Origin of the sequence: Nocardia sp. NPDC057440 (assembly GCF_042802915.1) — a bacterium.
In the GTDB taxonomy this organism is placed as follows: domain Bacteria; phylum Actinomycetota; class Actinomycetes; order Mycobacteriales; family Mycobacteriaceae; genus Nocardia.
Window position 1 is genome coordinate 40,803 of sequence record NZ_JBHVDF010000022.1, and the last position, 21,378, is coordinate 62,180.

The following is a 21,378-nucleotide window of genomic DNA, read 5'->3' on the forward strand; positions in this document are numbered from 1 at the left end:
TACCGCCGTTGCGTTCGCCGAAAGTTGTCGTCACCGCCGGAACGGTTCCGGCACGGACTGGAGACAGACACCATGAACACCACTCGCCCGTTCGGCGATACGGGCATGAACCTCACCTCGCTCGGCTTCGGCACCTGGGTGATCGCAGGCTCCGGTTGGCAATACTCGTGGGGCGCCACCGATGATGCCGACTCGATCGCCGCGATCCGCCATGCGATCGGCGCGGGTCTGAATTGGATCGACACCGCACCCGCCTACGGACTCGGCCATGCCGAGGACCTGGTCGGCAGCGCGCTCGGGGGCATCCCGGAGGCCGAACGGCCATACCTGTTCACCAAAACCGGCCTGATCTGGTCGGAAGGCGACGACCGCACCGGCCCGCCGCGCCGGATCATGCGGCCCGACACGGTGCGTCAGGAGCTGGAGGCCTCGCTGCGCCGGCTGCGCGTCGACCACATCGACCTCTATCAGGTGCACTGGCCCGATACCGGCGCGGTGTTCGTCTACGGCGCCGAGGGTGCGGCGGCGGGCGCGGCGACACCGCTGGCGGAGTACTGGCAGGTGATGGCCGACCTGAAGAAGGAAGGCAAGGTGCGCGCGATCGGGCTGTCCAACCACGATGCGGCGCAGCTCGAGGTCGCCGAAGACATTGCCCATGTCGATGCGATCCAGCCGCCGTTCTCGGCGATCAACCGCTCGGCGGCACCGGAAATCGCCTGGGCGCAGCGGCACGGCACCGGCGTCATCGTGTACTCGCCGCTGCAATCAGGGCTGCTCACCGGCGCGTTCAGCGCGGAGCGGGCTCGCACCCTCGATGCCGGCGACTGGCGTTCGTCGCACCCGGACTTCACCACCGGTCTCACCGCGAACCTCGCCCTCGTCGCTGCGCTGCGCCCGATCGCGGCACGGCACGACGTCGGCGTGGCCGAGGTGGCCCTCGCCTGGGCGACCGCATGGCCGGGCGTGACCGGCGCGATCGTCGGCGCGCGCACTGTCGCGCAGATCGACGGCTGGATCGGCGCGCGCGAGCTGACGCTGACCCCCGAAGACCTCCAGGAAATTGCCACCGCGATCACCACCACCGGTGCGGGAAACGGCCCCGCACTGGCCTGACGAACACGCTCACCCGCTCTACACCGAAAGAGAATCCTGATGAACCTGCACGTTGTCGCCGAATTCCGCGCCGCGGCCGGACACGAGGACCGTCTGCGCACCGCCCTCGAGGCAATGATCGAGCCGTCGCTCGCCGAACTCGGCTGCCTCGGTTACCAGCCCTACACCGACCCCAACGATGCCGCCCGGATGGTTCTCGTCGAGGAATGGACCGGCTCCGCTGCCCTCGACGAGCACTTCACCACACCGCATTTCTGCCACGTGCGCGACGTGCTCGCCGAAATTCTCGCGGAGCCGATGGTCATCAAGCGTCTCGTCACCGCCTGATCGACCCCCGCAGCCCTGCCCCGGCTCCTCGGGTCGGTGCGGGGTTGTCGCGCCTTACCCGTCGCGAGCGCAATCGATCCCGTCGCTTGCCCGAAGCAGGTCCGCGTCCGGCCCGCTGGTCTGCCGAAGCCGCCACCGATCGGCTGCGACGACCTCGGCGATCGCCGGATAACGTGATCGGGGCGCGTGCTGCGGCGTGATCTGTCTCTATGCGGCGGTTAACCGGTGGCGACCGCCCGATAGGCTGGTAGTCGAACTCCAAGCATGACCAGCACAGACAGGACTGCACACCGAGATGACAAGCCGCATCGAGCTCGCCCGCGTTGATCTGCGCGGTCGCACTCCCTCCGCTGCCGAGCTGCGCACCGCGCTGCCGCGCGGAGGGGTCGACGTCGACTCGGTATTGCATCAGGTGCGGCCGGTGGTCGAGGCCATCCGTGACCGCGGCGTCTCGGCGGCGCTGGAATTCAGTGAGAAGTTCGACGGCGTGATCCCGCCCGGCGTCCGGGTGCCCGCCGCCGAGCTCGACGCCGCGCTCGAAGACCTCGATCCGGCCGTGCGGGCCGCGCTCGAGGTCGCCATCGAACGCACCCGCGCGGTGCACGCGGACCAGCGCCGCACCGACACCACCACCGAGGTCGTGCCGGGCGGCACCGTGACCGAGCGCTGGGTGCCGGTCGAGCGGGTCGGCCTGTACGTGCCGGGCGGCAATGCTGTCTACCCGTCCAGCGTCGTGATGAACGTGGTGCCCGCGCAGACGGCGGGGGTCGAATCCCTTGTCGTCGCCTCGCCGCCGCAGGAACAGTTCGGTGGGCTGCCGCACCCGACCATCCTGGCGGCCGCGAAGCTGCTCGGTGTCGAGGAAGTGTGGGCCGTCGGCGGCGCACAGGCCGTGGCGCTGCTGTCCTACGGCGGCACCGACACCGACGGCGCCCAGTTGGAGCCGGTCGACCTGATCACCGGCCCCGGCAATATCTACGTCACCGCGGCCAAGCGGTTGTGCCGCGGCCTGGTCGGGATCGACGCCGAGGCGGGACCGACCGAGATCGCGATCCTGGCCGACGCCACCGCCGATCCGGTGCACGTGGCCGCCGATCTGATCAGCCAGGCCGAGCACGATGTACTCGCGGCCAGCGTCCTCGTCACCGACAGCGCCGAGCTGGCCGACGCCGTCGATGCCGCGCTCAGCACGCAGATGACGGTGGTCAAGCATGCGCACCGCGTCGCGGAGGCGTTGCGGGGCAAGCAGTCCGGCACGGTGCTCGTCGACGATATCGAGCAGGGCCTGCGCGTGGTGAATGCCTATGCGGCAGAACACCTCGAGATCCAGACCGCCGCCGCCGCCGCCGTCGCGGCACGCGTGCGCAGTGCCGGAGCGATTTTCGTCGGCCCGTACGCGCCGGTCAGCCTCGGCGACTACTGCGCGGGCTCCAACCACGTGCTGCCGACGGCCGGATGCGCCAGGCACTCTTCGGGTTTGAGCGTGCAGACCTTCCTGCGCGGTATTCACGTCGTCGAATACAACGAGGTGGCGTTGAAGGACGTGGCCGGTCATGTGGTCGCGCTGGCCAATGCCGAGGATCTGCCCGCACACGGTCAGGCTGTGCAGGCGCGATTCGAGGCGCTGGCATGACACCGGACATCACCCTGCCCGGTTCCCGAGTGAGCCTGGAGGACCTGCCGCTGCGCGAGAACCTGCGCGGCAAGAAGCCTTACGGCGCACCGCAGTTGACGGTGCCCGTGCAGCTGAACACCAATGAGAACCCGCACCCGCCGAGCCGGGCGCTCATCGACGACGTCGCCGAATCCATTCGGGCCGCGGCGGCCGATCTGCACCGCTACCCGGACCGCGACGCGGTGGCCTTGCGGTCGGATCTGGCCGCGTACCTGCGCGGCCAGACCGGTGTCGCGGTGGACACGGCCAATGTCTGGGCGGCCAACGGTTCCAATGAGATCCTGCAGCAGCTGCTGCAGGCCTTCGGCGGGCCGGGCCGCAGCGCACTGGGTTTCGTGCCGTCGTACTCGATGCACCCGATCATCTCCGAGGGCATCGACACCGAATGGATCGAGGCCAAGCGCAACGCGGACTTCGCTCTCGACATCGACTACGCGCTGACCGCCCTCGCCGAACGTTCGCCGAACGTGGTTTTCGTGACCAGCCCGAACAACCCCACCGGCCACAGCATTCCGCAGGACGATCTGGCGCGGATCCTCGACGCGGCGCCGGGCATCGTGGTGGTCGACGAGGCGTACGGCGAGTTCTCTGCCGCGCCCAGCGCGATCGGCCTGATCGACCGGTATCCCACCAAACTCGTGGTGACCAGGACGATGAGCAAGGCATTCGCTTTCGCGGGCGGCAGACTCGGCTATCTGGTCGCCGCGCCGGCGGTGATCGACGCGATGCTGCTGGTGCGGCTGCCCTATCACCTGTCGGTGGTGACCCAGGCGGCCGCGCGCGCGGCACTGCGGCATGCCGACGAAACCCTCGCCAGCGTCGCCGAATTGGCCGCCCAGCGCGACCGAGTCGCGGCGGCCCTGCGCGACCTCGGTTTCGACGTGATCCCCAGCGACGCCAATTTCCTGCTGTTCGGCCGGTTCACCGATGCCGCGAAGACCTGGCAGCGCTACTTGGACGAGGGCGTGCTGATCCGCGATGTCGGCATCCCCGGCTATCTGCGCACCACGATCGGTCTGGCCGCGGAGAACGACGAACTGCTGCGCGTCAGCGCCATGGTGGTCGGCACCGACCTGACACCCCGATGAACAGGCCCCGAAGCGAATGGAAGTGAGCATGAGTAGGACAGCGCGGGTGGAGCGGATCACCAAGGAATCCAGCATTGTCGTCGAGCTGGATCTGGACGGAACCGGTAAGACCGAGATCTCCACCGGGGTCCCGTTTTACGACCACATGCTGACCGCGCTCGGTGCACACGCCAGCTTCGACCTGACCGTGCGCGCCGAAGGCGACATCGAGATCGAGGCGCACCACACGGTCGAGGACACCGCGATCGTGTTCGGCCAGGCACTCGGTAAAGCGCTGGGCGACAAATCCGGCATCCGGCGCTTCGGTGACGCGTTCATCCCGATGGACGAGACGCTCGCGCACGCGGCGGTCGATGTGTCGGGGCGGCCGTATTGTGTGCATACCGGGGAACCGGATCACCTGCTGCACACGGTGATTCCCGGCTCGCCGGTGTCGAGCCGCGGCACTGCGGGTGCACCGTATTCCACCGTGCTCAACCGGCACGTCTTCGAGTCGATTGCCCTCAACGCCCGGATCGCGCTGCACGTGCGGGTGCTCTACGGCCGCGATCAGCATCACATCACCGAGGCCGAATTCAAGGCGGTGGCACGGGCTTTGCGCGCCGCCGTCGAACTCGACCCGCGGGTGAGTGGCGTGCCGTCGACGAAGGGGACGTTGTGACCAAGAGATCCGTTGCCCTGCTCGACTACGGCTCGGGCAACCTGCACTCTGCCGAGCGCGCCCTGGTGCGTGCGGGCGCGCAGGTCGAGGTCACCGCGGACCCGGAGGCCGCGCTTGCCGCGGACGGTCTGGTCGTCCCCGGTGTCGGCGCCTATGCCGCGTGCATGGCGGGGCTGCGAAAGGTGCGCGGCGAGCGCATCATCGGCCAGCGCCTCGCCGGCGGTCGCCCGGTGCTCGGCATCTGCGTCGGCATGCAGATCCTGTTCGAGCGCGGCGTCGAATTCGGCGTCGAAACCGAGGGCTGCGCCGAATGGCCCGGCGTCGTCGAACGCTTGTCGGCCCCAGTCCTGCCGCACATGGGCTGGAACACTGTCTCAGCGCCGCACGACAGCACGCTCTTCGCGGGCATGGACGCCGACACCCGCTTCTACTTCGTCCACTCCTATGCCGCCCAAACCTGGGACCTCCCGCCGAGCGAACATTTCGCCTCGCCCAAACTCACCTGGGCCGAGCACGGCGTGCCGTTCCTGGCGGCCGTCGAAAACGGGCCGCTCGCGGCGACCCAGTTCCATCCTGAGAAGTCGGGCGACGCGGGCGCACAGCTGCTACGTAACTGGGTGAACTCGCTGTAGATACGCCCGGAGGCGAGCTAGGTGGCTGTTATTGCTGAACGGTGCGTTCGGAACCGGGTGTGCGGCGGCGAACACCGATAGCCGCTCGGCGTCGGCGTGCTTATCGGCTTCGCTCAGCGGCCTTGGAACCGGGCCCGGTCGGCAGCCTCGAGCCCCGCTTCCCAGCCCTCGACACTGCGGATCGTGATGCCGCGGCTCCGCACCGCGGGAAAGAGGGTGTCGAAAGCGTCGTCCACGCTGCGCTGATGGGAGGCGAGCACCGGCAACAGCCGTGCGGCATCGGCGGATTCGGTGATCGTGGTCTCGTTCGCCGCCGCGAGTCGCTCACCGATCCGGGTGGCGTAAGCGGTGAGGAACGCCTTGCGGAAGGCACGCGACCGCGACTCGTCGCTGCGAGCGGTCTGGTTACCGGTGGCGATCATCGCCCTGGTCGCCTGCACGAGCAGGGACGTCGTCAGCAGCTCGACGGCGTCCAGATCGCTCTCGTCACCCACCACGGTCATGAACTCCCACGCCGCGACGAAGATCGCGCGGCAGCGGTTGGCTCGGGTGACCACCTCGACGAGCAGTGCCTTGGCCTCCACATAGGGGGTGTCCAGCCAGATCCTGCGGGCACCGGGCAGATCGGGGGCAGCGGTGTCCGCATCGACGAGCACGCGGTCGAGGGCATGCTTGGTCATCAGCTCCTGGGCCTTGGCCGACAGGGTTTCGGCCTCCTCGGGGAACGAGGTCGACTCCGCCTTCGCGAGCAGGCCGCGGACGCGGCCGAGCACCTTCTCGTCGACGCCGTGGTGCGCGGCCGGGTGCGCATTCGCGGTGCCGGGCAACGGCCGGATCAGCTCCAGCTTCGGCAGCTGGACCAGCAGCGCGAGCGCCGCCACGACAGTGGTCAGCGCTTCGGCGTCGGTCAGCAGTTGGCGGGTCGCCCACTGGATGAGATGCGGTTGCGCCCCCGCCGACCACGTGCCTGCCGCCAGCTCGTCGAGCTGGGCGCGCCAGGTCTCCTCCACCAGCTCGGGCGCGAAAGGCGCGAGGTGCGCGGCCATCACGTCGGTGAGATAGCCGACCGCGAACTCGTCGACGCGCCGACGGGCCGCCTGATGGACATCCATCGGCAGCCAGCCGTACTGGAAGACCCGATCAACGATGCGCTGACCAGCCAGTCGCACGCCCTCCGCCAGTTCATACGTCAGCGGACCGGAACCGGCAAGCTGTTCGATGAAGCGCTGCACCGCAACAGCATTACCTTGCGCCGACGCCACGGCCGCCGCCGTGATCGCGTCGGCTATCCGCTCCGGATCCGATGACACAGCGGTCGCGTCCAGCGCCGGACCGTCGGGACGCGCCGCTCGCCCGGTTCGGCGTCGCCGATTCTGTTTGCCCATGATCGCCGCTCCCTTCTCGACGACCGGCTGTATCGAGTCGCGCTCCGCTGCTGCTGGCGCGGGTGACCAGCGTTGCCATACTGCACGCGACGTCCGATCGACGATCATCCGGCACCGGACCGGCAGCTGCGGGGAGATCGTTCGGGTGGGTGATCAGGAGCGCATATCCGCAGGCCGGAGGTGGGGGGTGCGGAGCAAGCAACTAAGCTGCTGGCGTGAGTCTTGTGCTGCTACCTGCTGTCGATGTCGCCAATGGTGAGGCCGTGCGCCTCGTGCAGGGGGAGGCGGGCAGCGAAACCAACTACGGCTCGCCCCGCGATGCGGCACTGGCATGGCAGGAAGCCGGTGCGGAATGGGTGCATCTGGTCGATCTCGACGCGGCCTTCGGTCGCGGCTCCAACCGGGAACTGCTCGCCAAGGTGGTCGGCGAGCTCGATGTGCAGGTGGAGCTGTCCGGCGGCATCCGTGACGACGAATCGCTCGAGGCCGCACTCGGCACCGGCTGCGCCCGCGTGAACCTCGGGACCGCCGCGCTGGAGGACCCGCAGTGGTGCGCCCGTGCCCTCGCCAAGTACGGCGAGCGCATCGCAGTCGGCCTCGACGTGCGCATCATCGACGGCGAGCACCGGCTGCGCGGCCGCGGCTGGGTCAGCGACGGCGGCGACCTGTGGGAGGTGCTCGAGCGCCTGGAACGCGACGGCTGCACCCGCTATGTCGTCACCGATGTGACCAAGGACGGCACGCTCACCGGCCCCAACCTGGACTTGCTCCGCGAGGTCTGCGCCGCGACCGACGCACCGGTCATCGCCTCGGGCGGCGTGTCGACCATCGAGGACCTGATCGCGATCTCCGAGCTGGTGCCCGAGGGCGTGGAGGGGTCGATCGTCGGCAAGGCGCTGTACGCGGGCCGCTTCACGCTGCCCGAGGCGCTGGCCGCGGTGCGCTGAGCCTGCGACCCGATGGCTGCCGCCCGCTCGAATTCCGAACTTTCGTCCCTGCTGGCTCTCGCGAGCGAGATCCTCGATGCCGCCAGTGCGCGCTTCGTCGAGGGCGTCGGAGCGCCGAGTGCGGTCGCCAAGGGCCGCAACGACTTCGCCACCGAACTCGATCTGGAGCTGGAGCGCACCATCTCGGCGCGGCTCGAGCAGCAGACCGGAATCGAGGTGCACGGTGAAGAATTCGGCGGCCCGCAGCTGACCTCCGGCACCGCCTGGGTGCTCGATCCGATCGACGGCACCTTCAATTACTCCTCCGGGCATCCGCTTTCGGGCATGCTGCTCGCGCTGGTGCACGACGGCGAACCGTTGCTCGGGCTGACCTGGCTGCCGGTTCTCGACCGGCGGTACTCCGCCATGTCGGGCGGCCCGGTCCTGCTCGACGGAAAGCCGTTGCCGCCCTTGCCGCGTGGCAAACTGGCCGAGGCGATGATCGGATTCGGCGCGTTCAACGTGGATTCCCACGGGCGCATCCCCGGTCGCTTCCGCTTCGATCTGCTCGGCCCGCTGAGCAGGTTGTCCTCGCGGGTGCGGATGCACGGCTCCACGGGTATCGACCTGGCGTTCACCGCGTCCGGTGTGCTGGGTGGCGCGATTGTGTTCGGGCACCATCCCTGGGACAACGCCGCGGGCGTGGCGCTGGTGCGCGCCGCGGGTGGCGTGGTGACCGATCTGGCGGGCGAGCCGTGGACTATCACCTCGGGTTCGGTGCTCGCCGCCGCGCCGGGGGTCCATGAAGAACTCCTGGACATGATCTGCACGGTCGCCGACGAAGCATGAGCCGCAGCAGTACTTGCAGTTTCCGAGGAAGGATGAGCCGATGACGTTGGCCGTACGCGTGATTCCGTGTCTCGATGTCGACGCGGGCCGGGTGGTCAAGGGCGTCAATTTCGAAAACCTGCGTGATGCAGGCGATCCGGTCGAACTGGCCGCCGCCTACGACCTCCAGGGTGCCGACGAGCTGACCTTCCTCGACGTCTCCGCCTCCACCAGCGATCGCGGCACCATGATCGATGTGGTGACCCGCACCGCCGAGCAGATCTTCATCCCGCTCACCGTCGGCGGTGGGGTGCGCACGGTCGAGGATGTCGACCGGCTGCTGCGTGCGGGCGCGGACAAGGTCTCGGTCAACACCGCCGCCATTGCCAGGCCGGAGGTGCTGCGCGAAATGTCGGAGCGGTTCGGTTCCCAGTGCATCGTGCTGTCGGTGGATGCCCGCACCGTCCCGCCGGGCCAGCCCGACACCCCGTCGGGCTGGGAGGTCACCACGCACGGCGGCAAGCGCGGTACGGGCCTCGACGCCGTCGAATGGGCTGTGCGCGGCGCGGAACTCGGCGTCGGGGAGATCCTGCTCAACTCGATGGACGCCGACGGCACCAAAGCGGGCTTCGACCTGCCCATGATCCGCGCGGTGCGCGCCGCGGTGACGGTGCCGGTGATCGCCAGCGGGGGAGCGGGCGCGATCGAGCACTTCGCCCCGGCCGTGCAGGCGGGCGCCGACGCGGTGCTGGCCGCCAGCGTGTTCCACTTCGGTGACCTCACCATCCCGCAGGTCAAACACGCTATGCGGACCGAGGGCATCGTCGTCAGGTAGGTTTTGCCGACCTGGCTACGGGCAATGCCTCGAGCTAGGGTTCTGCTGCTCGATCAGAGTCTGCGATCGGAGGAACGGCGTGCTGGGTGAAGGTGAGCTGTTCGCTGGATACCGCATCGAACGCCTGCTCGGCCAGGGCGGCATGGGGTCGGTGTATCTGGCCAGGCATCCGCGGTTGCCGCGCTCGATGGCCTTGAAGCTGCTCAACCCGGAGTTGTTCAGCGATAACGAGATCAAGGCCCGGTTCGAACGCGAAGCGGATCTGGTCGCCCAGCTGGACCATCCGAATATCGTCACGGTGTTCGATCGCGGTGTCGAGGACGAGCAGCTGTGGATCTCCATGCAGTACGTCGACGGCATCGACGCCTCGACGATTGATCGGCGCAAACTGCCGCCGACGCGGGCGGCTCAGATCGTTGCCGAAACCGCGAAGGCGTTGGATTTCGCGCATGGCAGCGGAGTCCTGCACCGTGATGTGAAGCCTGCCAATATTCTGCTCGCCCGCGCGACCGGCGGTCAGGAGCGGGTATTTCTCACCGACTTCGGCATCGCCAGGTTGCGTGACGACGCCGGTCATCTGACATTGACCGGAACCTTCACCGCCACTTTGGCTTATGCCGCACCCGAGCAGCTGACCGGTGCTCCGATGGACGGCAGCGCGGACCAGTACGCGCTGGCCTGCACGCTGCACTGGCTGCTGACCGGCGCGGCGCCGTTCGAAGCGCCGAGCCCGCCCGCGGTGATCCAGGGCCACCTCCAAGTGCCGCCGCCCCGGGTCACCGCACGCCGCGCCGACCTGCCCGCGGCGCTGGACGAGGTGCTGATCCGGGCCCTCGGCAAGCGCCCGGCCGACCGCTACGACTCCTGCACCGAGTTCGCGGAGGCGGTGTATCGAGCACTGCACATGTCGGCCCCACACGCGATGCCCGTAACAGGCCAGGCCGGTCCGGCTGCGACAACGCCGCCGATGCCCATGCACCCACCCGCACAACAGCATGCGCACCTGCCTCCGCAGTCCTACCCGAGCCCGCAGCCTTCTCATGGCTCGCAGCCGTACCCGACCGTGCAGCCCTGCCCGAGCCCACAGGGTTCCCAGGGCTCGCAACCGCACCTGAATCCGCAGCCCTACCAGGGCTCGCAGCCTTATCCGAGCGTGCGGCCCTACCCGAATCCGCAGTCTTCTCATGGCTCGCAGCCCTATCCGAGCGTGCAGTCCCCTCAGTCCTCGCAGCCTCATGCGCAGCCCTACCAGGGCTCACAGCCTCACCCGAGCCCACAGCTTCCCCTGAATCCGCAGCGCAACCCAGGTCCGCAGCCTCAGGCCGCGCCCGGATATCCCACTCCCACCGGGCAACCCGCCGGTTTCTCCGCGAGCCCGCAGCCGTATGGCCACCAGCCACCACCCGGATCCGGTTCGGGGGGAACGGTGGTGGTCGTCCTCGGCATTGTGGCGCTGATCGTCGTCATTGTCGTAGTCGCCCTTCTTGTCTGAGACACTTTCGATCGTGTCGTCGGGCCCAGTGTGAAGATGCCGCCCGCGGCGCAGGTGCGTGCCGAACAATGGACTCTGCCCCTGTATAACGGTGTCATGACTCTCGACCCCGCCATCGCCGCCCGGCTCAAGCGCAACGACGCGGGCCTCGTGTCCGCGGTCGCGCAGGAGCGCGGCAGCGGCGATGTGCTGATGGTCGCCTGGATGGACGACGAGGCCCTGGCCAGGACGCTGGAAACGCGGAAGGCGACCTACTATTCGCGCTCGCGTCAGCAGTACTGGGTCAAAGGTGAGACCTCCGGCCACACCCAGTACGTGCACGAGGTCCGCCTCGACTGTGACGGCGACACGATTCTGCTGGTCGTCGACCAGGAGGGCGCGGCCTGTCACACCGGTACGCACACCTGCTTCGACTTCGACGTGCTGCTCGCCGATAAGTCCTGAGTCGCCACACGTCGCCGAACGCGGCAGGAACTGACCGCGTGTCCGCGCTGGGGCAGATCGGCAGGCGCGGCGCTACTGCGTCGGCGGCTGCTCGGTCCGGTCTTCGGCAGACGGCGCAGCGTCACCGTGCCTCAACGCATCGGCCAGCTGTGTCGACAGTACTTCGCTGAGGTCGGCCAGCTGCGCTGTCTGATGTGGATCGAGTCCATCGAATACCAGGCGGCGTACCGCATCCTGATAACCGGGAGCTGCCTCGACCACCTTCGAATAGCCTGCGTCGGTGAGAACAGCCTGTACTCCGCGTCGCCCGGTGGTCGCTGAGCGCTCGGCCCAGCCCATTCGCTCCATCTTCGACACGACATGCGACAGGCGCGATAGCGATGCGTTTGCCTTGTGGGCTAGATCACTCATTTGCAGTCGGTGGCCGGGTTCTTCGGACAGCAGGGTGAGCACCCAGTATTCGAAGTGCGTGATCCCGGACTCGCGCTGCAGCTGGGTGTCCAGCGCGCCTGGTAGGCGGGTCATCAGCGCCACGATCGCACGCCAAGCTCGCTGTTCGACGGGATCGAGCCACTTCGTCACTGGTTGCCTTCTTTCGAGCCAAGTGACGTGTTTTGTTAGTGAGTCTAGCGATTTATTGAAAGTCATGTTCACAGTCACCCGTGACAATGAGTTTGCCACGACTTCGCTCGACCGTCATGACGTTGCCGCGTGATGGTGAGGTCACTCACATGCCATCGTGGCGTGTCGGTGCCGTTTCCTGGGTGAACTTCGGTGGCCCGGGCGCGGCGGACTGGGGCGGCGGAGCAGACGTCACCGGCTTAGCGGGATGCTTGCGCCGCCATCCGCGCCGGACGACAACGAAGACCGCGAGCAGGAAGACGACGAGTGCGACGATGGCGCCGACCAGTGACGCGCCTCGGAAGGCGGGCGCATCGACATCGAGAATCCGCTGCCCGGCGTGGGCGGCGCTGTTGCCGCCGAGCACGATGCTCAGCGTCATGAGATTCGGGATCGCGGCGATCACCGCGAGCCCGCCCGCCGCGCCCGCGATCACCTTGCCCGCGCGGCGACGCCACACGAGTGCCGCCAGCAACATCAGGAAAAGCGGAATGGCGGTGAACAATCCGCCATAGACGAGACCCCAGCCGATGCCCTTGCTGAAACTGCCGCTGACCAGCTCCGCGATGCGCTGTGCCCACCACCGTGGGATGAAGGCGGCAAGGATGAAGTAGGCGACGACCAGCACGGCGATGACCGCCAGGCCGCCGAGGATCCTCGTGCGCCACGTGGCCAGCGTGGATTTCTGCCTGTCCGGCCGAACCTCGCTCGAAGTCATGAATTCAGCGTAGGCCGGGCCATCTGCGGTGCCGTGATCATCGACTCGGCGTTTTCGAGACGGCCGTCTCGAATACTCGGCGTCGGCCGGGTTACTTGACGCGTTCGCGCAGGAACTTCAATGCCTCGTCGGCATGCACCGTGGCTCGAAATTCGCCCGTGATGATCTTGCGGACGGTGCGATCAGGGTCGATGACGAAGGTGTGCCGCTTCACCGGCGCGAGCTTGCCGAGCAGGCCACGCTTGACGCCGAACTGCGCGGCAACCGTGCCCTCGACATCCGAGAGCAGGGGATAGCCGAGATTCTGCTTGGTCGCGAATCCGGCCTGGGTGTCGACGGCGTCGGCACTGATGCCGACCGGCGAGGCGCCCGCCGCGGCGAATTCGGCGGCAAGATCGCGGAAGTGGCAGGCCTCGGCCGTGCAGACCGGGGTGTTGGCGGCGGGATAGAAGAACAGCACCACGGGACCGTCCGCGAGCAGGGCATCGAGCGAACGTGGTGTGCCGGACTGATCTGGGAGCTCGAACTGCGGTGCGACCTGGCCTGTCTTCATATCGGCGACAGTACCGGGCGATGCGTCGGTACGCGGTGCCGCGATGCCTGCCCAGACCCCCGCCACCCGTGCTTTCGCCCATGTCGCCCTGCGCGCGGCGGGGTATACGAGTTGCGAGGGGTACATCAGTTGTCTCCTCTCGAAGTGGGTACCGCGTGCGACATGGAACGCGGCGAGTGTGGTGACCGCCCACAGCCCCGGAACCCGCGTGCGAACCGGACGGGTGGTTTACGGTCGGCCGGGCCCGCGAAGGGCGGCTGAGTCGGTGTCATAGCGGCCTGGGATGATGGAGCAATGCCTGGCGCGTCCACTCCCACCACCACGACCCGCGAACAGTTCCACCAGCTCGCCGCGGAACATCGGGTGGTTCCGGTGATCCGAAAAGTGCTGGCGGACTCCGAAACTCCGCTGTCGGCCTATCGCAAGCTGGCCGGCGACCGGGCAGGCACCTTCCTGTTCGAATCCGCGGAGAACGGACGCTCCTGGTCGCGCTGGTCGTTCATCGGCGCGGGCAGCCCCTCGGCGCTGACCGTCGTCGACGGTGCGGCGGCCTGGCTCGGCAACATCCCCGTCGACGCGCCCTCGGGTGGCGATCCGCTGGTGGCGTTGCGCGAGACCCTGCAACTGCTCCAGACCGAGCGGCTGCCCGGCCTGCCGCCACTGACCGGGGGCATGGTCGGCTATCTCGGCTACGACGCGGTGCGCAGGATCGAACGGCTGCCCAGCCTCGCCCTCGACGATCTGGAACTGCCGGAGATGGTGCTGCTGCTCGCCACCGATCTGGCGGCATTCGACCATCACGAGGGTGCGATCACCCTCATCGCCAACGCGGTCAACTGGAACGGCACCACCGAGCGGGTCGACGAGGCCTACGACGACGCGGTCGCCCGGCTGGATCGGATGACCCGCGCGCTCGCCGCGCCGTCGGAGTCCACCGTGTCGGTTTTCGACCAGCCCGAGCCGCAGTATCGGCGCAAGCGCACCTCCGAGGAGTTCGGCGCCGGAGTGCGCCGTCTCGTCAAGGAGATCGAGGCGGGCGAGGCGTTTCAGGTGGTGCTGTCGCAGCGCTTCGAAATGGACTACGACGGCGCCCCGATCGATCTGTACCGCATGCTGCGCGCCTCGAATCCGAGTCCGTACATGTATCTGATGCACATCCCGGACGGCTCGGGCGGCACCGCGTTCTCCATCGTCGGTTCCAGCCCGGAAGCCCTGGTGACCGTGAAAGACGGTGTGGCGATGACACATCCGATCGCGGGCACCCGCTGGCGTGGCGCCACCGAGGAGGACGACCTGCTGCTGGAGAAGGGGCTGCTCGCGGACGAGAAGGAGAACGCCGAGCACCTGATGCTCGTCGATCTCGGCCGCAACGATCTCGGCCGGGTGTGCCAGCCCGGCACCGTGCGGGTCACCGAGTACCGGCATATCGAGCGCTACAGCCACGTCATGCACCTGGTGTCGACCGTGCACGGCAGGCTCGCGCCAGGCAAGATCGCGCTGGACGCGGTGCGCGCCTGTTTCCCGGCGGGCACGCTGTCGGGCGCGCCGAAGGTGCGCGCGATGGAACTCATCGAAGAACTGGAGCCGACCCGGCGCGGCGTGTACGGCGGTGTTGTCGGCTATTTGGATTTCGCGGGCGACGCGGATACCGCCATCGCTATTCGCACCGCGCTGCTCAAGGACGGCACCGCCTATGTCCAGGCGGGCGCGGGTGTGGTCGCGGACTCTGATCCCGACTATGAGGACGTCGAATCCCGGAACAAGGCGATGGCGGTGCTCAAGGCGATCGCGGCCGCGAAGACGGTTCGGGCATACGGCACCGAGCCGGGAAGCGAGAACGGCAGCGCGGGATGAGTGCGGCGGAACAGAACCAGGATGGGACCGATGCCGGGGCGATCGCGGTCGATGCGGTAGCGCCACGGCGCAAGTACCCGATCGGCGCGATCGTGTTGCTGGCGATCGCGGCGGCCGCGCTCTGGGGTTCGTCGCGGCTGACCTGGGTGACGGTGTCGTCCACCGACGGGCTCACCGAGCCGCGCACCGACCATCTCAACGGCGGTGTCTGGTTCGGCGCGCTGACCCCGCTGGCGCTGGTGCTGCTGGCCGCGATCGCGGCAGTGCTCGCCACCCGTGGCTGGCTGCGCCGAATGTTCGGCGTGCTGATCGGCCTGGTCGCCGCGGTGACGGCCGTACCGGCCTTCGCCCTGCTGACCAAGTCCGGCGCGACGGCGGCCCGCGCCGCCACCCTGGCCGAACTACCCGGCCGGGCAACGGTCACCGAGGTGGTCACGGCGCCGTTCCCCGCGGTGCTCGCGCTGCTGGGTGCGCTGGCGGCTTTTACGGCCGCTGTGCTGCTCGCCAGGATGCCGCAGGAGGCCGCGCAACTGTCCGGCAAATACGACAACCCGGTGTTCCGGCGGGCCGCGGCCACCGAACAGGTGACGCAGCGACGGACGGAAGGCGCTGCCGCCGGGGCGAATTCGGCCTCGGGACAGCTTTCCGAGCGCGTGCTGTGGGACGCGCTCGACGCGGGTACCGACCCGACCGAGGAGGCTGGGTCGCCGCACAATGATCAGGGCAAACATGTCGAGTGAAGTGTCTGGGCAGGTCCCGACAAACCCCGGCGCGAGAGCGCCGCAAGCAGCCATTTATTCTTTGTCAGCATCGGTGAGACAGCGCCTGGGGGGATTCTCAGGCAGCAAGTTGCGTCTCCCCAGAAAGGATTCGAGCCAGATGACGGTACTCGACTCGATTCTCGACGGGGTCCGCGCGGATGTCGCCGCTCGGGAAGCCCTCCTGGACTTCCAGGCAATCAAGGCCGCGGCCGCGGCGGCGCCTTCGCCGCTGGACGCCCGCGCCGCACTCCTCGAGGACGGCATCGGCGTCATCGCCGAGGTCAAGCGGGCCAGCCCCTCCAAAGGGGAGCTCGCGGACATCCCGGACCCGGCCAGCCTGGCCAAGGCGTATGAAGACGGCGGCGCGCGCATCATCAGCGTGCTGACCGAGGGCCGCCGCTTCCACGGCTCGCTCGACGATCTCGACGCCGTCCGGGCCACGGTGAACATCCCGATCCTGCGCAAAGATTTCGTCGTCGGGCCGTACCAGATCCATGAGGCCCGCGCGCACGGCGCCGATGTCATCCTGCTGATCGTGGCGGCACTCGAGCAGGACGTGCTGTCCTCGCTCATCGACCGCACCGAATCGCTCGGCATGACCGCGCTCGTCGAGGTGCACACCGAGGAAGAGGCCGACCGAGCACTCGAGGCCGGCGCGTCGGTGATCGGCGTGAACGCCCGCAACCTCAAGACGCTCGAGGTCGATCGGGACGTTTTCGCGCGCATCGCGCCCGGCCTGCCCACCGAGGTCATCCGGATCGCCGAGTCCGGCATCCGCGGCACCGGCGACCTGTTGGCCTATGCCGGTGCGGGTGCGGACGCCGTGCTGGTCGGCGAGGGCCTGGTGACCAGTGGCGATCCCCGCGCCGCCGTCTCCGAGCTGGTGACCGCGGGCACCCACCCGTCCTGCCCGAAGCCCGCGCGGCGGGGCCGGTGACAGTGGTGACGGCTTTACCGCAGGCCAGCGAAGGCGTCGCGCACAAGAGCACCCATGAGCCCGACGTCGGCGGACACTTCGGCGTGTACGGCGGCAGGCACGTCCCCGAGGCGCTGATGGCGGTGATCGAGGAGGTCACCGCCGAGTACGAGAAGTGCAGGCTCGATCCCTCGTTCCTGGACGAGCTCGACCGGCTGCAGCGCGACTACACCGGCCGGCCTTCGCCGGTCTTCGAGTGCACCCGGCTTGCCGAGCATGCCGGTGGCGCCCGCATCCTGCTCAAGCGCGAGGACCTGAACCACACCGGCTCGCACAAGATCAACAACGTGCTCGGTCAGGCACTGCTCGCCAAGCGAATGGGCAAGACCCGGGTCATCGCGGAAACCGGTGCAGGTCAGCACGGCGTCGCCACCGCCACCGCGTGCGCGCTGCTCGGCCTCGAATGCGTCGTCTACATGGGCGCGGTCGACACCGCCCGGCAGGCGCTGAATGTGGCCCGCATGCGGCTGCTCGGCTCCGAGGTGGTGTCGGTGACCACCGGCTCGCAAACCCTCAAGGACGCCATCAACGAGGCGCTGCGCGACTGGGTGTCCAACGCGGACGACACGTACTACTGTTTCGGCACCGCAGCGGGCCCGCATCCTTTCCCTTTGATGGTGCGCGACTTCCAGCGCGTCGTCGGCCTGGAAGCCCGCGCCCAGGTGCGATCCTCGACCGGCCGGCTGCCCGACGCGGTCGTGGCCTGCGTCGGCGGCGGCTCCAACGCGATCGGCATCTTCCACCCCTTCCTCGACGATGCCGGCGTCCGGCTGATCGGCTTCGAGGCGGCCGGTGACGGCGTCGAAACCGGAAGGCACGCGGCCACTTTCACCGGCGGCACACCCGGCGCGTTTCAGGGCGCCTACTCGTACCTGCTGCAGGACGATGATGGCCAGACCATCGAATCGCACTCCATCTCCGCCGGTTTGGACTACCCGGGCGTCGGCCCCGAGCACGCCTACCTCAAGGACATCGGGCGCGCCGAGTACCGGCCGATCACCGACACCGAGGCGATGGACGCGCTGCTGCTGCTCAGCCGCTCCGAGGGCATCATCCCGGCGATCGAGTCCGCGCACGCGGTGGCCGGTGCGCTGCAACTCGGCAAGGAACTGGGCAAGGGCGCGATCATCCTGGTGAACCTGTCCGGCCGTGGTGACAAGGATATGGATACCGCGGCGACGTGGTTCGGGCTCTTCGACGGACCCGACGCCGACAAGGAGAGCGTCGAATGAGTCAGCAGTCCCGCCTCGCCAACACCTTCGCCGCCTGCCGCGCCGAGAACCGCGCCGCGCTGGTCGGCTACCTGCCCGCGGGCTATCCAGACCTCGCGGGCTCCATCGACGTCGTCCGTGCCATGGTCGAATCCGGTTGTGACATCGTCGAAGTCGGTGTCGCGTACTCCGACCCGGTGATGGACGGGCCGACCATCCAGGCCGCCGCCGAGCAGGCGCTGCGCGGCGGAGTCCGGGTGCGCGAGGTGTTCTCGGTGGTCGAGGCGATCACCGCGGCGGGCGGCAAGGCCGTCGTGATGAGCTACTGGAACCCGGTGCTGCAGTACGGGGTCGACAAGTTCGCGCGCGATCTGGCCGCGGCGGGCGGGGCAGGCATCATCACCCCGAACCTGATCCCGGACGAGGCCGACGACTGGTTCGTCGCCTCGGCCGCGCACGACCTGGATCGGATTTTCCTGGTCGCGCCGTCCTCCACCGAGGAACGCCTGGTGAAGACCCTGGAAGCGAGCCGAGGGTTCATCTACGCGGCATCGACCATGGGCGTCACCGGCGCCCGCGATGTGGTGTCCTCCGCGGCGCCCGCGCTGTGTGCGCGGATTCGGACCCATTCCGATATCCCGATCGGCGTCGGTCTCGGTGTGCGCTCGGGTGCGCAAGCGGCCGAAATCGCTTCGTACGCAGACGGTGTCATCGTCGGCTCGGCGCTGGTGAGCGCCGCCGCCGAGGGGCTGGACGCGGTGCGCGCGCTGACCGAGGAACTGGCCGAGGGCGTCCGGTCCGCGACCGTCGCCTCCTGACACGCTGCATCGAGCCTCTCGACCGGCCGCAGCCGCGCAGCCGCGAGTGGGCCGTGCTGCCCGTGAGCTCCGCCGCCGCACCGACGGAACGGCGCCGCAGGTAGTGCCCGATCGGACGAACAGCGCTGAACCGCCTGACCCGCGCCATCGTATGAACAGGTATGAGCGCACCGAAGCGGTCGCCTTCGCCACGACCCGCGGTGGCGAGCCTGCTCGTATTCTTTGTTCTCGCACCGTGTGTCGCGACGCTGACCCGGGCCGAGCCGATCGTCGTCGAAGCGCTGTCGGCCATCGGGGCCGGGTTGCTGAGCTTCGGCGCCGGCGCCGCGGTGTGGTGGTGGCAGCGTCGCACATAACGCTCCGCTACGGTTGGCCCCGTGACCTTACGAGTCCTCGCAGACAGCGTCCTGAGCAATGGTGGCGTCACCGCTGATGTGCTGGCCTACATCCCCAGCCCCGCGCAGGGTGTGTGGCAGATCGGGCCGTTTCCGCTCCGGGCCTACGCCCTATGCATCATCCTCGGCATCGTCGTCGCCATCTGGTGGGGCGAGCGGCGCTGGCGAGAACGCGGCGGGCAGCCCGGCGCGATCCTGGATGTCGCGATGTTCGCGGTGCCCTTCGGCCTTGTCGGCGGCAGGCTCTATCACGTGGCCACCGACTGGCAGAAGTACTTCGGCGCCGACGGCCATCCGATCGACGCGCTGAAGATCTACCAGGGCGGCCTCGGCATCTGGGGTGCGGTGTTCCTCGGCGGCGTCGGTGCGTGGATCGGCTGCCGGATCTACCGAATCCCATTGCCCGCCTTGGGCGATGCGATCGCGCCGCCGATCCTGCTCGCGCAAGCCATCGGCCGCCTCGGCAACTACTTCAACCAGGAACTATACGGCCGCGAGACCGACCTGCCCTGGGGCCTGGAGATCTACCTGCGTTTCGACGACGACGGCAAGTTCGACCCGATGAACGGCGTCTCCACCGGCGTCGTCGACAAGGTCGTGCACCCCACGTTCCTCTATGAACTGCTGTGGAACCTGCTGATCGTGGTGCTGCTGGTGCAGATCGACAAGCGCTACCGAATCGGCCACGGCAGGCTGTTCGCGTTGTACGTCGCCGGCTACTGCGTCGGCCGCTTCTTCGTCGAGCTGATGCGCGACGACGAGGCCACCAAGATCGCGGGCATCCGGATCAACTCGTTCACCTCGGCCCTGGTATTCCTTGCCGCCATCGCCTATTTCGTCTTCGCGACGAGGGGTCGTGAGACCGCCGAGCAGCTGCAACCCAGCACCGGATCGCGCCCGTGGCCTTGGCAGATCGCCGCCCTGCGTGCCGCCGCCGCGGAGCAGGCGACAGCCAAGACCTCCGACGCCGCGTCGACAGACCAGGACGCGGCACAGCCGCAGGGCGCGGTGCCCGACACGGACACGGGAGCGGCCGAGGACACCGGCGGCGGCGCAGGCAAGGATGCGGCGACGATCACGGCAGACGATTCTGACAACGCCGTCGAGCTGGACAAGTCCGAGCAGACCGCGGAACCCGAGAAGACAGCCGGCGCGGAGAAGGACACCCCGTCCGCGGGGTCCACCAGCTCCGAGAAGTCCACCGAGCCGGATCGGTCCGCCGACTCGGAATCGCCCGCGGCGCCGGCCGCAGGCACTGCCGCGGAGCAGAAGTAGCCCCCAATTCTGCGCGCACGGCAACATTGCGGGCACTGTCCGCGATATGTACCGAGACGAGCGACGTCGGTCGCCGGACTGCCGAGCCGAATCGACAGGGCGACAAATCATGTCGGTTGCGGCAAGAATGTCTCGTGATCGTCGCGGCAGTTGCTCGCTCGGCAGATCGCAAGGCCGGGGGCCAGCACAGGGTGCCCGCACAAATGAGGAGGACATTTAGTGACCGACCCTTACAACCCAGGACCGCAGTATGGCCCGCCCGGTACGGGGCCGGATTTGAACAAGTCGGCGGACCCGAGCCAGCCGCAGTACCCGAGCCAGCCCCAGTACCCGAGCCAGCCGCAGTATCCGCAGGCCGATCCGTACGGCCAGCCGCAGTACGGTCAGCCCGCCGACCCGTACGCACAGCAGCAGCCGGGCGGCTACGGGCAGCCGGGGGGCTACCCACCCGCGCCGTACCAGCAGCCGCAGGGGTACAACCCGAACGATCCGGAAGCGCCCTACGGGCGGGACCAGTTCGGTGTGCCCTTCTCGGATAAGCAGAAGCTGATCGCGGGGCTGCTGCAGATCTTCCTCGGCGCGTTCGGTGTCGGCCGCTTCTACACCGGTTACACCGGCATCGCCATCGCGCAGATCGCGGTCACCTGGTTGACCTGTGGCATCGGTGGCATCTGGCCGCTGGTCGACGGCATCATGATGCTGGTGGGCAAGGTGCCCGACAGCGATGGCCGTCCGCTGCGCGACTGAGCACGCCTTTTCACCCCGTCGGGCCGCCGCACCGCACCGGTGC

23 protein-coding genes are annotated in these 21,378 nt (G+C 68.4%); 19 read left to right on the forward strand and 4 right to left on the reverse strand.

What is annotated here, in order from left to right; translation table 11 throughout:
* The first annotated feature begins 72 nt into the window (after nt 1-72).
* From ACFU4Z_RS32340 to hisH, 6 genes are all read left to right on the forward strand, one after another.
* Nucleotides 73-1,113 (forward strand): aldo/keto reductase, encoded by a 1,041-nt coding sequence (locus ACFU4Z_RS32340; RefSeq protein WP_379070826.1) that lies wholly within the window; start codon nt 73-75, stop codon nt 1,111-1,113.
* Between the two features lie 39 nt (nt 1,114-1,152).
* Nucleotides 1,153-1,440 carry a putative quinol monooxygenase gene (locus ACFU4Z_RS32345; protein ID WP_379070829.1) on the forward strand — a complete coding sequence of 96 codons (288 nt, stop codon included), beginning with the start codon at nt 1,153-1,155 and terminating at the stop codon, nt 1,438-1,440.
* Nucleotides 1,441-1,735: 295 nt separating this feature from the next.
* Nucleotides 1,736-3,073, forward strand: a complete 1,338-nt coding sequence (hisD, locus tag ACFU4Z_RS32350) for a histidinol dehydrogenase (RefSeq protein WP_379070832.1) — start codon at nt 1,736-1,738, stop codon at nt 3,071-3,073.
* Nucleotides 3,070-4,203 (forward strand): histidinol-phosphate transaminase, encoded by a 1,134-nt coding sequence (locus ACFU4Z_RS32355; protein ID WP_379070835.1) that lies wholly within the window; start codon nt 3,070-3,072, stop codon nt 4,201-4,203. The genes hisD and ACFU4Z_RS32355 overlap by 4 nt, the downstream gene beginning before the upstream one ends.
* Nucleotides 4,204-4,231: 28 nt before the next feature.
* Entirely contained in the window at nt 4,232-4,864 is a 633-nt protein-coding gene (hisB, locus tag ACFU4Z_RS32360) for an imidazoleglycerol-phosphate dehydratase HisB (protein ID WP_379070838.1), read from the forward strand.
* Nucleotides 4,861-5,496 carry an imidazole glycerol phosphate synthase subunit HisH gene (gene hisH, locus ACFU4Z_RS32365; protein WP_379070841.1) on the forward strand — a complete coding sequence of 212 codons (636 nt, stop codon included), beginning with the start codon at nt 4,861-4,863 and terminating at the stop codon, nt 5,494-5,496. The genes hisB and hisH overlap by 4 nt, the downstream gene beginning before the upstream one ends.
* Before the next feature lie 113 nt (nt 5,497-5,609).
* Here the strand turns inward: hisH and ACFU4Z_RS32370 are convergent, their stop codons facing one another.
* A complete protein-coding gene (locus ACFU4Z_RS32370) occupies nt 5,610-6,881 on the reverse strand; it encodes a DUF2786 domain-containing protein (RefSeq protein ID WP_379070844.1) in 1,272 nt (423 codons plus the stop codon).
* Between the two features lie 215 nt (nt 6,882-7,096).
* On the opposite strand from ACFU4Z_RS32370, the gene priA reads away from it, so the two are divergent.
* The 5 genes from priA to hisI all read left to right on the forward strand — a co-directional run bounded on the left by priA (nt 7,097) and on the right by hisI (nt 11,406).
* Nucleotides 7,097-7,828, forward strand: a complete 732-nt coding sequence (priA, locus tag ACFU4Z_RS32375; protein ID WP_328411571.1) for a bifunctional 1-(5-phosphoribosyl)-5-((5-phosphoribosylamino)methylideneamino)imidazole-4-carboxamide isomerase/phosphoribosylanthranilate isomerase PriA — start codon at nt 7,097-7,099, stop codon at nt 7,826-7,828.
* A 12-nt stretch (nt 7,829-7,840) separates the two neighbouring features.
* On the forward strand, nt 7,841-8,656 hold the full coding sequence (locus ACFU4Z_RS32380; protein WP_379070848.1) for an inositol monophosphatase family protein: 816 nt from the start codon (nt 7,841-7,843) through the stop codon (nt 8,654-8,656).
* Nucleotides 8,657-8,696: 40 nt separating this feature from the next.
* A complete protein-coding gene (gene hisF / locus ACFU4Z_RS32385) occupies nt 8,697-9,470 on the forward strand; it encodes an imidazole glycerol phosphate synthase subunit HisF (RefSeq protein WP_379070851.1) in 774 nt (257 codons plus the stop codon).
* Nucleotides 9,471-9,549: 79 nt separating this feature from the next.
* Nucleotides 9,550-10,962 (forward strand): protein kinase, encoded by a 1,413-nt coding sequence (locus ACFU4Z_RS32390; protein ID WP_379070854.1) that lies wholly within the window; start codon nt 9,550-9,552, stop codon nt 10,960-10,962.
* Nucleotides 10,963-11,058: 96 nt separating this feature from the next.
* A complete protein-coding gene (gene hisI, locus ACFU4Z_RS32395; RefSeq protein ID WP_379070857.1) occupies nt 11,059-11,406 on the forward strand; it encodes a phosphoribosyl-AMP cyclohydrolase in 348 nt (115 codons plus the stop codon).
* Nucleotides 11,407-11,478: 72 nt separating this feature from the next.
* On the opposite strand, the gene ACFU4Z_RS32400 is transcribed toward hisI, so the two are convergent.
* From ACFU4Z_RS32400 to ACFU4Z_RS32410, 3 genes are all read right to left on the reverse strand, one after another.
* Complete coding sequence (locus ACFU4Z_RS32400) at nt 11,479-11,988, reverse strand: MarR family winged helix-turn-helix transcriptional regulator (protein ID WP_379070859.1); 510 nt, start codon at nt 11,986-11,988, stop codon at nt 11,479-11,481.
* Between the two features lie 145 nt (nt 11,989-12,133).
* Nucleotides 12,134-12,745 carry a permease gene (locus tag ACFU4Z_RS32405; RefSeq protein WP_379070862.1) on the reverse strand — a complete coding sequence of 204 codons (612 nt, stop codon included), beginning with the start codon at nt 12,743-12,745 and terminating at the stop codon, nt 12,134-12,136.
* 91 nt (nt 12,746-12,836) lie between these two features.
* The gene (locus tag ACFU4Z_RS32410; RefSeq protein ID WP_379071019.1) at nt 12,837-13,298 is read right to left on the reverse strand and encodes a peroxiredoxin; all 462 of its coding nucleotides are present in this window, start codon (nt 13,296-13,298) and stop codon (nt 12,837-12,839) included.
* Nucleotides 13,299-13,592: 294 nt separating this feature from the next.
* Between ACFU4Z_RS32410 and ACFU4Z_RS32415 the strand changes: the two genes are divergently transcribed.
* The 8 genes from ACFU4Z_RS32415 (at nt 13,593) to ACFU4Z_RS32450 (ending at nt 21,335) form a co-directional block, all read left to right on the forward strand.
* Nucleotides 13,593-15,152: an anthranilate synthase component I gene (locus ACFU4Z_RS32415; protein WP_379070865.1), complete on the forward strand. Its 1,560-nt coding sequence runs from the start codon at nt 13,593-13,595 to the stop codon at nt 15,150-15,152.
* Entirely contained in the window at nt 15,149-15,892 is a 744-nt protein-coding gene (locus tag ACFU4Z_RS32420) for a TIGR02234 family membrane protein (protein WP_379070868.1), read from the forward strand. Before ACFU4Z_RS32415 ends, ACFU4Z_RS32420 begins: the two co-directional genes overlap by 4 nt.
* 139 nt (nt 15,893-16,031) lie before the next feature.
* The gene (gene trpC, locus ACFU4Z_RS32425) at nt 16,032-16,850 is read left to right on the forward strand and encodes an indole-3-glycerol phosphate synthase TrpC (RefSeq protein WP_379070870.1); all 819 of its coding nucleotides are present in this window, start codon (nt 16,032-16,034) and stop codon (nt 16,848-16,850) included.
* Entirely contained in the window at nt 16,847-18,121 is a 1,275-nt protein-coding gene (gene trpB, locus ACFU4Z_RS32430) for a tryptophan synthase subunit beta (RefSeq protein ID WP_379070872.1), read from the forward strand. Before trpC ends, trpB begins: the two co-directional genes overlap by 4 nt.
* Nucleotides 18,118-18,918: a tryptophan synthase subunit alpha gene (gene trpA, locus ACFU4Z_RS32435; RefSeq protein ID WP_379070875.1), complete on the forward strand. Its 801-nt coding sequence runs from the start codon at nt 18,118-18,120 to the stop codon at nt 18,916-18,918. Before trpB ends, trpA begins: the two co-directional genes overlap by 4 nt.
* A gap of 161 nt (nt 18,919-19,079) precedes the next feature.
* On the forward strand, nt 19,080-19,274 hold the full coding sequence (locus tag ACFU4Z_RS32440; RefSeq protein WP_379070878.1) for a hypothetical protein: 195 nt from the start codon (nt 19,080-19,082) through the stop codon (nt 19,272-19,274).
* A 21-nt stretch (nt 19,275-19,295) separates the two neighbouring features.
* Nucleotides 19,296-20,588, forward strand: coding sequence for a prolipoprotein diacylglyceryl transferase (gene lgt / locus ACFU4Z_RS32445; RefSeq protein WP_379070881.1), 1,293 nt, complete (start codon nt 19,296-19,298; stop codon nt 20,586-20,588).
* 219 nt (nt 20,589-20,807) lie between these two features.
* On the forward strand, nt 20,808-21,335 hold the full coding sequence (locus ACFU4Z_RS32450; RefSeq protein ID WP_379070884.1) for an NINE protein: 528 nt from the start codon (nt 20,808-20,810) through the stop codon (nt 21,333-21,335).
* Nucleotides 21,336-21,378 lie beyond the last annotated feature (43 nt).